General features: G+C 67.1%; 11 protein-coding genes. 8 read left to right on the top strand and 3 right to left on the bottom strand.

What is annotated here, in order from left to right; genetic code table 11:
* The 7 genes from tnpA to ACGFYN_RS47375 form a co-directional block, all read left to right on the top strand.
* Positions 1-252, top strand: a 252-nt coding sequence (tnpA, locus tag ACGFYN_RS47405; RefSeq protein WP_393872179.1) for an IS200/IS605 family transposase, incomplete at its 5' end; no start/stop codon positions are given.
* 463 nt (positions 253-715) lie between these two features.
* On the top strand, positions 716-1,033 hold the full coding sequence (locus tag ACGFYN_RS47400) for a DUF1003 domain-containing protein (protein WP_393872178.1): 318 nt from the start codon (positions 716-718) through the stop codon (positions 1,031-1,033).
* Positions 1,034-1,192, top strand: a complete 159-nt coding sequence (locus ACGFYN_RS47395) for a hypothetical protein (RefSeq protein WP_393872177.1) — start codon at positions 1,034-1,036, stop codon at positions 1,190-1,192. It abuts the gene before it with no gap.
* A 130-nt stretch (positions 1,193-1,322) separates the two neighbouring features.
* Positions 1,323-1,622 (top strand): hypothetical protein, encoded by a 300-nt coding sequence (locus ACGFYN_RS47390; RefSeq protein ID WP_393872176.1) that lies wholly within the window; start codon positions 1,323-1,325, stop codon positions 1,620-1,622.
* On the top strand, positions 1,598-2,095 hold the full coding sequence (locus tag ACGFYN_RS47385; RefSeq protein ID WP_393872175.1) for a hypothetical protein: 498 nt from the start codon (positions 1,598-1,600) through the stop codon (positions 2,093-2,095). Before ACGFYN_RS47390 ends, ACGFYN_RS47385 begins: the two co-directional genes overlap by 25 nt.
* A gap of 162 nt (positions 2,096-2,257) precedes the next feature.
* Positions 2,258-2,746, top strand: a complete 489-nt coding sequence (locus ACGFYN_RS47380) for a transposase (protein WP_393872174.1) — start codon at positions 2,258-2,260, stop codon at positions 2,744-2,746.
* 194 nt (positions 2,747-2,940) lie between these two features.
* Positions 2,941-4,713: a hypothetical protein gene (locus tag ACGFYN_RS47375; RefSeq protein WP_393872173.1), complete on the top strand. Its 1,773-nt coding sequence runs from the start codon at positions 2,941-2,943 to the stop codon at positions 4,711-4,713.
* A 28-nt stretch (positions 4,714-4,741) separates the two neighbouring features.
* Here ACGFYN_RS47375 and ACGFYN_RS47370 read toward each other — a convergent pair whose 3' ends face one another.
* Positions 4,742-5,170 carry a GtrA family protein gene (locus ACGFYN_RS47370; RefSeq protein ID WP_393872181.1) on the bottom strand — a complete coding sequence of 143 codons (429 nt, stop codon included), beginning with the start codon at positions 5,168-5,170 and terminating at the stop codon, positions 4,742-4,744.
* 31 nt (positions 5,171-5,201) lie between these two features.
* Positions 5,202-5,843, bottom strand: coding sequence for a DUF389 domain-containing protein (locus ACGFYN_RS47365; RefSeq protein ID WP_393872180.1), 642 nt, complete (start codon positions 5,841-5,843; stop codon positions 5,202-5,204).
* Between the two features lie 539 nt (positions 5,844-6,382).
* Between ACGFYN_RS47365 and ACGFYN_RS47360 the strand changes: the two genes are divergently transcribed.
* Positions 6,383-8,203, top strand: a complete 1,821-nt coding sequence (locus tag ACGFYN_RS47360) for a glycoside hydrolase family 15 protein (protein ID WP_393872172.1) — start codon at positions 6,383-6,385, stop codon at positions 8,201-8,203.
* Between the two features lie 440 nt (positions 8,204-8,643).
* Here the strand turns inward: ACGFYN_RS47360 and ACGFYN_RS47355 are convergent.
* Positions 8,644-8,963 (bottom strand): transposase (locus ACGFYN_RS47355; RefSeq protein WP_393872171.1); only part of this gene is annotated, 320 nt, incomplete at its 5' end.

Here is an 8,963-nt window from a genome sequence, read left to right as displayed (position 1 = left end):
CGGGAGTTCAACGGCGAGGCCGATCACGTCCACCTACTGGTGCACTACCCGCCGAAGGTCGCCCTGTCCAAGCTGATCAACTCCCTCAAGGGCGTTAGCTCCCGATACCTGCGGGCCGAGTACACCGGCCGGATCAACCGCATCGGCATGGGCTCCGTCTTCTGGTCCCGCTCCTACTTCGCCGGCTCGTGCGGCGGCGCACCGCTCACCGTGATCCGTCAGTACATCGAGCAGCAAAAACGTCCACTGTGACCTGCGGGTCAGAGCAATCCTGAGATGCGTTTCCCTCCCCGGCTGAAGCCGGGGATACCCACGCAAGATCAGGGATGGCGTCTTCTCCTCCCGGAGCATGTGGTCGGATCGGTCTTCTCCATCGTCCTCCGCCTCGTCCTGAGCCACCCGGCAGAGGCGAGGGTTGTTCGCTTGAAGTGACGGAACGGCTCCGTGACCGGTGAGGACCGGGCGCAGCTATCAGATCGGGAGGGCCTTCTGCCCGACGCCGACATGGACGGCGACATAGGCGCCTCGGCATCAAGTGGGGACGGCGGCTCCGCCGCGATGCGGGCCCAGGCGTCGCCACCGAGGTCCATGTCCGCGATGCGGCGCTGCCGGACGCGCCGACGCGATGCCGCTCATGCCGAGTTGTCGCGCAGTACCCACCGCGCCGCCGTAACCTGACGGCGATTCCTCGTCGGACACGGGGCAGGGAGCGGCCATGCGCATTGCGCTGAAGGGGCCGGGCGTACGGATCGTCAACGAACAGGACGTTCTCGCGCGGATGCGCGGAACCCAGGTCAAGATCGCGGACGGGATCACCGCCTTCTCCGGGACCACGACGTTTGTATATCTGCACGCGGCCTGGTTCACGGTGTGGATCGTGTGCAACGAAGGAGCCTTCGGCGAAGGGGCGAACTGGGACCCGTTCCCCTTCGGACTGCTCACCATGATCGTCAGTCTGGAGGCGATCTTCCTGTCCACCTTCGTCATGGTGAGCCAGAACCGTCAGGCCGCCCGGGAGAACGTCCGCGCCTAAATGGACTTTGAGACCAACGTGCGCTCGGAGGTGTGGTCCATCCACATGGGCCGCGCCCTCGGCGTCGACCCCGTGGAGGTCGAGCGGCGCGTCCAGGAGATGCTCGCGGAGAACCGCACCCGCCTGGACGGCACCACCCGGCCTCCCGCGGGAGGCTGAAGCCGCGGATCCGAGGGCGTCGTCGCCGTACGAGGATCGCCGCCGCGTGGAAGCATGGAGGCATGTCCGGTCGAGCCGGACCAGGGAGTGAACGCATGGGTCGTTCTCGCACCTCAGCCGACGGCCGGACATGACCGACCACCGCGGCTCGCTGCTCTCCTCCGACATCGTGGGCACGCCGGAGGCCGGGCTCGCGCCTGCCGTGGACACTCCCACGCCGCACCATGTGAGGCGAGCGGCCGACGTGCTGCGCCTGCTGGTGTCGCTGGCGGCGCTCGGGCTGACGGTGCTGCTGGCGGTCGCCACCCGTGACTTCGCCCGCAAGGCCCAGGCCTACTCTCCGCGGCCACCGCGCTGTCGCCGGGTGTACGCGACGGCCTTGTCGGCACGGTCCAGGCGATCGCCATGCTCGCGCCGCTTGCCGCTCTGATCGTTCTCGTCGTACGACGACGCGTCGACGCGGTCCTGCGCGTGCTGCCTGCTGCCGCCCTGGGGGCGGCGATTGCCTGGACGCTCACCCGGCTCGCGCTGGCCGGCAGCCGCCCCGACCTGTGGCCGGAGGTCTTGGTGGGCCGCGGCGGGCTGGTGCAGGCGGGCTGGCCGTCGGCGGTGTACCTGGCGGCCTGCGCCTCGGCGGTCGTGGCCGCGGGACCTTGGCTGGTATGGCCGTGGCGGCGGGCCCTGTGGGCACTGACCGTCGGCTGTGCCGCACTCAGCGTACTGGCCGCCTCACTTGGCCATGAGCAGGAGGGCCGATCCCGCAGTGCCGCCCACGGCGAGGGCGCCGAAGACGTCAAGCGGGAATGCCGCAGGCGACGAGCGCGTCCGCGACTGCCTGGGCCGGCGGGCGGTCGGACGGGCCGCCGGGCCTCGTCGGGCCGTGAGGAAGACTACGGTCCGTAGCCGCCAGCAGGTGAGCACTCCCGGTCTCCGAGCCATTGCGAGTTCTGAGGTCAGACCGTGCCCCAGCTGGTCGGCCGGGAGGCCTGACTGCGCGAGCCGCAGCTCGGCGTCGCCGCCCCGGTCGCCGCCGCCTATGCCGCGGCGGCGACCGCGCACGCCAACTTGCTGATCGCGCTGAACGAGCAGATAGCCGCGTTGGAAGAGCAGTTGAGCGCGCATTTTCTCGCGCACCCGGACGCTGAGATCTACCAGTCAATGCCCGGCATCGGCGAAATCACCGGCGCTCGGGTGCTGGCCGAGTTCGGGGACGACCCCACCCGCTACACCTCCGCGAAGGCCCGCAAGAACTACGCCGGGACCAGCCCGATCACCCGCGCCTCCGGCAGGACTCACGCCGTCCATGCCCGCCACGCGCGCAACGACCGCCTTGCTGACGCCCTTCACAAGCAGGCGTTCTCCGCCATCAACGCCTCTCCCGGCGCCCGCCGCTACTACGACAAACAGCGCGCCCGCGACGCCGGCTACAACCCTGCCCTGCGCCAGCTCGGCAACCGTCTCGTCGGCATCCTCCACGGATGCCTCAAGACCCGCACCCTCTACGACGAGACCACCGCGTGGTCACACCACGCAACCCTCACCGCAACCACTTGACATCCCTACGCCATGGGATGTCTGACCCGAACGGCGGATACGTGACTCCGTACCGGGACTGCTGCCAACGGAGTCCCCCGACACGATAGAACTTCACCCTCCGCGTTATCTACTACATGATGTAGAAGATAACCTTCGAGTGGCCGACGGTATGCGGTTGTCGCCCAATGAGGGGGAGGCAGAGGAGGCAGTCCATGGCTGACACCTACCGCGCCGGAACTGGCGTCACGCTCCGCCGCCGTACCCGAACGGCCCTGGTGGCACCGCCCTCGATTCCCGCCGACGTCCGGTACCCCGGACGTCGGGCCCAGCAGTTGCACCGAGGTATGACCCTGGTGGCCACGATCAGCCTGTTCATCGGGACGCGCAGAGCCTGGACCAACGCAATGGCCTCCCGCCCGACAGTCGCCGGCGCCATCTCCGTCTGTTACGCCTCCATCCTGGTCTGCGCCGTGCTCAGCCTTGTCATACGCAGCCGGCGTGCGCTGATCAGGGTCGACGCCCTTGTCCTGGTGACCGCTGTCGCGCTGGTCACCTGCGGCTATCTGCTCGATCACGCGGGCAGCGACGAAGGCGTGCTGACCGCCCAGGCCGCGAACCAGATCCTGCACGGCCATCCGGTCTACGGCCAGCCGTGGCCCTGGCTGTTCGGTACGCCGAATGTCGGGATCACCAAGACCATGTCCGGCGGCGCCGACTACACCTACGGCTATCCGCCCCTGACCGCACTGCTCGCCACACCGGTCCACGCCATTATCCACTCCACGGCGGCCGCCACCTTCGTCACCACCGGCGCGCTCCTGGTCTCCTCGGTCCTCCTGTGGTTTCTGCTGCCGACGCCCTGGCGGTCCGCTGCCACCGCCGTCTGCCTCGGCTTCGGGTTCCTGCCGCACTACGCCTACGCCGGCTACCCGGCCATCACCGCCCTCGCCCTCCTCGTCCCCGTCGTGGTGCGCTGGCCCAGCGCGGGTGAGGGCGGCCACCTCGGGGCCAGAGGCGTACTGCGCGCGGCCTGCCTGGGTGCCGCGTGCGCAGCCCAACAACTCGCCTGGTTCCTCGCCCCGTTCCTTCTGATCGGCCTGTACGCCGTCCGGCGCGGCGAACTCGGCCCACGCCGCGCCATGGCCGTGACCACCCGCTACGCCACCACGGCCGTCCTCGCCTGGTCCGCCGCCAACGCCTACGTCGCGGTCCAGGACTTCTCCGCTTGGCTGCACGGAATACTCCTGCCGCTTGAGCAGAAGGCGATCCTGCACGGCCAGGGCCTGATGGGCATCTCCTACTACTTCACGAACGGCAGCAGCCGCCTCGACTACTACTCCTACGGCAGCCGACTGCTCCTTGTCGGCCTGCTCGCCGCCACGCTGCTGTTCGTCCGGCGGCTCGGGCCCGCCATCACCGTGCTGCCGTGGGTCGCCTTCTACCTGGCCATGCGTTCCCAGGACGGCTACTTCCTGATGATGACCCCCCTGTGGCTCGCAGCCGCCGCCACCGTCCCGGCCGCCGCCTTCGCCACCGCCTGGCAGCCACGCCTGCCCCACCTCACCGGTCACCGAGCGAAGGCCGCCGTGACCGCGGGACTGCTCGTCCCCGCCCTCGCGTGCGTGGTGATCGCCGCGGCTAGCCCACCGCCCCTAAACATGAGACTCTCACCGCACTTCGTCAAGCACGGCTCGCGCGTCGGTGTCACCGCGATCGAGATACGGATCGTCAACACCACTGGAACGACGCTCGAACCGCACTTCGCGAGCCGCACCGGCCAGGGTGCCTCCAATTGGTGGACCATTGCCTCGGGCCCCGCTGTCCTGGCCCCACACGCCTCCGCCGACTATCGCGTGGAACCCCCGGGAGGCTTCCGCGCCCTTCTACGCGGCCATAGTCCGGGGACCTACCTCATCGCCGTCACCGGTACTCCGATGACCATCACCACCGCCCACGTCTCGGCCGCCCCTTCCTCGGTCCGGTGACACCGGATGCGGTCCGACGCAGCCGCGCTCAGCGACGCACCCGAAACACCCAGGTGCGGTAGGACCAGAAGCGGAAGAGGGTTGCGCACACGATCCCCACGACCTTGAAGAGGTTGCTCTGAAGGGCCGAGTCCCAGCCAAAGCCGTACGTCGCGAGGTACAGCACCCCGTTCTCGATGATCAGGCCCACGACGCTGAAAACACAGAAGAGTGTGAACTCCGCGACACGAGGGCCCGGGTGTCGATAAGCGAAGTATCGGAAACCCAGGTAGTTGAAGACTATTGCCACGCTGGTCGCGATGAGGCTGCATCGCACAACGGGCAGTGACGTTACTGCTCGGCTGAGGTTGAACACGGCGAGATTCACCCCGACGCCCAGCCCACCGACGACACCGAACCTTGCGACCTCCCGGAACAGCGCGGAAAGCTCGGTGCGCTTCGTGTCTGCCTCATCCACTGTGTTCACCGGCCCGCAGTCCTCCAGAGATTCAGACACTGTCGTGGTCCGGGGTCATCGGCCGGGCCGCGGGTACATATGCGTGTCTCAGCCGCCGGGACGCCATCCAGCAGCGACTGCGGCGGCGTACTCGTCCTTGCCGCGATCTTCCACAGCACCGTATCGCGGACCTCTGCGCGAGACGGCGATGTCGCGCACCCATGTTCCGGACAGGTGTGGACCACCGTCTTCGGGCCCGTCCGTCGCACATGCTTGCGACGCACGCCCTATCAAGGCAGCACAAGACCCGCGCGGCAACGTGCTCAGTGACCGAGATAAAGACTCCGAGAAGGGCGCTTGCCTTGGCCCGGGCCAGGGACTTGATGCCGACTAGGCCAGCCAGGACTGCAACGGTGAACGAGAAGGAGTCGGGTGTGTCGATCAGATGCGAGACGGGCCGGAGACCGAGGTCGAACGCCGGGGGCCGAAGAGCGAACCCCCGGATCAGAAGGGAGAACAGATAGGCAACGGCAATGGCCAGCGTGGGCCCTTCAGCAGTGCGACCAGCCCGCGCCGAATACTCGCCCTGATCCCCCGGTCTAAAGCCCAGCGCGAGCGTGGTGATGGCGCCGTACTCGAGCCCGACGACCACGGCCGCAACGGTCAGGATCTGGGAGTTGGTGAGGATGGCCATCCAGCCGATGACCTCCGCGATGATCAGATAGATGTAGAGACTCGGCAGACACGTGCCCTCGGCGCGGATGCGCGCCTCGACGGCTGCCCATACCGGCGCGTGTGCCAGCGCCCCGAGCTGCTGTCTCTCCACTTCTGCCCCGCCCCGGAGAACGCCAGGTCAAGCGGTTTGAGCACGATGGTGCACCGCCGGTCCATTTACAGTTCGCGCAATTTTTGCAACCGGTCGTTGGCCCCACCTGCCAGAACATCGCCCCCCGACGGAGTCGCCGTCCGGGTGGCGTGACACTCCCGGCTGCACCACCAGATTGAAGACAAACACGTCACCGTCACGCACACGGACCGCTTCGTCAGTGACTTCCGGAGGACGCACCACTCAAAGGTTGACCATCTCCATGTCACAACCTCCATGGCGAACGATCACTCCAGGAGCAGTAACGCAGCCCCGAGCAGCGGCGGCAAGCAGAGCGCCTCATGGACACCAGTTGAATATTGGGCACTATTGGTACTAAAAAGGTATATAAGAAATTTGGAGTGTGTATGTACCGTTATCCACCCATTGCCGACCACGGTTTGGTGGGCGACCTGCAAACCGCCGCCCTCGTCTCGTCCGAGGGGGTCGTCGACTGGTTCGCAGCTCCCAGGTTCGACTCGCCCAGCATCTTCGCCGCCCTCCTCGACCACGACCGGGGCGGACATTTCCGCTTCGCGCCCGACCATCCGAAGGGAGCATGCAAGCAGCTCTACTACCCCGACACCGCCATCCTGGTGACCCGCTTCATGTCGCCCGACGGGGTCGGTGAAGTCATCGACTGCATGCCGCCCGACCGTACGAGGACGCCCAGCCACCGACACACGCTGATACGCGCCGTCCGGGCCGTACGCGGAACCGTCAGGTTCTCCCTAGAATGCAGGCCGCGCTTCGACTACGCCCGAGCCGTCCACGAGCTCGAACTGCACCCGGATCTCGCAGTGTTCCGCTCGCCGGGGATAACGGGATATCTGCGCAGCAGCTTTCCGCTGGCGCGTGAGGAGCAGGACGTGCGGGGCGAGATCACACTCCACGCAGGACAGACGGCCGCCGCTGTCTTCACCGTCTGCGACCCCGGGGGCGAGCCACCCGCACCGATCACCGCCGAGGAGATCAGCGACCAGATCTTCAGGATCGGCGAGTACTGGCAGAAGTGGCTGCGCACCGCCACCTTCCACGGCCGATGGCAGAGCGTGGTGGCCCGGTCCGCCATCACCCTCAAACTCCTGACCTACCACCCCACCGGAGCGCCGGTCGCTGCAGCGACGATGGGCCTTCCCGAACAGGTGGGCGGCGAGCGCAACTGGGACTATCGCTATACGTGGGTCCGCGACGGCTCGCTGTCGGTCCGAGCCCTTCTGGATCTCGGCTTCGTCGAGGAGGCAACCCAGTTCACCCATTGGCTGGGCGATCGGCTGCACGACCGGAAGGACCTGCCGGGCGAACGCCTCCAGATCATGTACCGGGTCGACGGGGATCCTGAAATGCCGGAAGTGGTCCTGGAGCACTTCGAGGGCTACCGCGGCTCCTCCCCTGTCCGGGCTGGCAACGCGGCCATGGATCAGCTGCAACTCGACATATACGGCGAGACGATGTACGCACTCACGGAGAATCGCGAGGTGGCCAAGCGCGGGAGCTATGAGGGGTGGAAAATTCTCGCCGCGGCCCTGGACTGGCTCGCCGACTCGTGGGACAGGCCGGACGAGGGGATCTGGGAGACACGCGGCGGCCGCAAAGACTTCACGTACAGCCGGGTGATGTGCTGGGTGGCCTTCGACCGCGGACTCGACCTGGCCACCGAGTTCAGCAGGCCCGCCGATACAGCGCGCTGGACGGCGACGCGCGACGCGATCCTCGAACAGGTCATGGCGCGCGGATGGAGTGAGAAGGAGCGGGCCCTCGTCCAGCACTACGACGGCGATGTCCTCGACGCCTCTCTGCTACTCCTCCCCCGGGTTGGGTTCCTGGCGCCAATGAGCCCCGATTGGCTGTCCACCCTGGACGCCATGGACAGAAAGCTCGTCTCGGACAGCCTCGTCTACCGTTACGACCCGACCGCCTCGCCGGACGGCCTGCGCGGATCCGAGGGAACATTCAGCCTCTGCTCCTTCCTCTACGTCGATGCCCTGGCACGCGCGGGCCGGATTCCCCAGGCGCGCTACGCATTCGAGAAAATGCTCACGTACGCGAACCACGTGGGCCTGTTCGGCGAGGAAGTCGGCCCGAGCGGCGAGCAACTGGGCAATTTCCCCCAGGCGTTCACCCACTTGGCCCTCATAATGTCGGCCACCACGCTCGACTCGGCGATCGACCAGGCACAGAGGCATTGACGCGCTGCGCCAGCCTCCCGTTACCTTCTAGACGGCCTCGATCATGAGGCTCCCGGCCTTCTGGCCCGGCATGGCTATGCCCCCCTGTCGACCATGACAATGCCGTTGCTTTTGGTGGTTATTGCCATCTGTGGTTCACGGTGATGACGGCTGATGGACGGTGGTGGCTAGCAGGTTCGTCGGGGGCCTTGCTGCTGAACGGGGTGATCGACGACTTCAGTTTGCGGGGGCAGTCGCGTAACCGTCGTCGTGGCAGGAGGGACCAGCGGATCTCGGCGAGGCTGACAAGGCGGTCATGATTTCGGGCTGAGGGGGGAAAGCCGCACGGCGCGATCACCGAACGGCGGACAACATGCAGTGCCCGGGTAAACGATGTCCGCTCGGCGGATGTCTGCCCCATCCGGGCCGCCTCATTGAGCAGGCGGTCGCCTGGTGGACGATCAGGTGAGCGTAGATCTCCTGCCTGCCCCGCCCGGAGTCTGCGAGCGCAGGACCGGCCTGCCGCGCTGGTGAGTCTTGATCTCGTCGAAGACGATCTCGATCTCCCAACGCCGGGCATACAGGGCGGCGAGTTCGGCAGCCGGATAGTCCTCATGGTCCGTCAGACTGGTGACCAGCCGGATCACGTCCGCGTGGCCGTCGAGGCGGTACTCAATCACCCTCACCAGAGCTGGTGGAGCTTTGACGGTTTTAGCGGCCTTGGCGTGCTTGTTCGCCTGGATCCGGGCCGGATAACTCCCGTCCGGCAGGACCTCCTGCA

Origin of the sequence: Streptomyces sp. NPDC048419 (genome assembly GCF_043200415.1) — a bacterium.
Classification (GTDB): domain Bacteria; phylum Actinomycetota; class Actinomycetes; order Streptomycetales; family Streptomycetaceae; genus Streptomyces.
The sequence above is the reverse complement of the archived record's forward strand: the minus strand, read 5'-3'. Positions and strand labels throughout refer to the sequence as shown.

Bases quoted from the DNA above. Each gene is read 5' to 3' on its own strand.
- ACGFYN_RS47400 (WP_393872178.1), top strand. From the start codon at position 716: ATGCGCATTGCGCTGAAGGGGCCGGGCGTACGGATCGTCAACGAACAG.
- ACGFYN_RS47395 (WP_393872177.1), top strand. From the start codon at position 1,034: ATGGACTTTGAGACCAACGTGCGCTCGGAGGTGTGGTCCATCCACATG.
- ACGFYN_RS47390 (WP_393872176.1), top strand. From the start codon at position 1,323: ATGACCGACCACCGCGGCTCGCTGCTCTCCTCCGACATCGTGGGCACG.
- ACGFYN_RS47385 (WP_393872175.1), top strand. From the start codon at position 1,598: ATGCTCGCGCCGCTTGCCGCTCTGATCGTTCTCGTCGTACGACGACGC.
- ACGFYN_RS47375 (WP_393872173.1), top strand. From the start codon at position 2,941: ATGGCTGACACCTACCGCGCCGGAACTGGCGTCACGCTCCGCCGCCGT.
- ACGFYN_RS47365 (WP_393872180.1), bottom strand. From the start codon at position 5,843: ATGGCCATCCTCACCAACTCCCAGATCCTGACCGTTGCGGCCGTGGTC.
- ACGFYN_RS47360 (WP_393872172.1), top strand. From the start codon at position 6,383: ATGTACCGTTATCCACCCATTGCCGACCACGGTTTGGTGGGCGACCTG.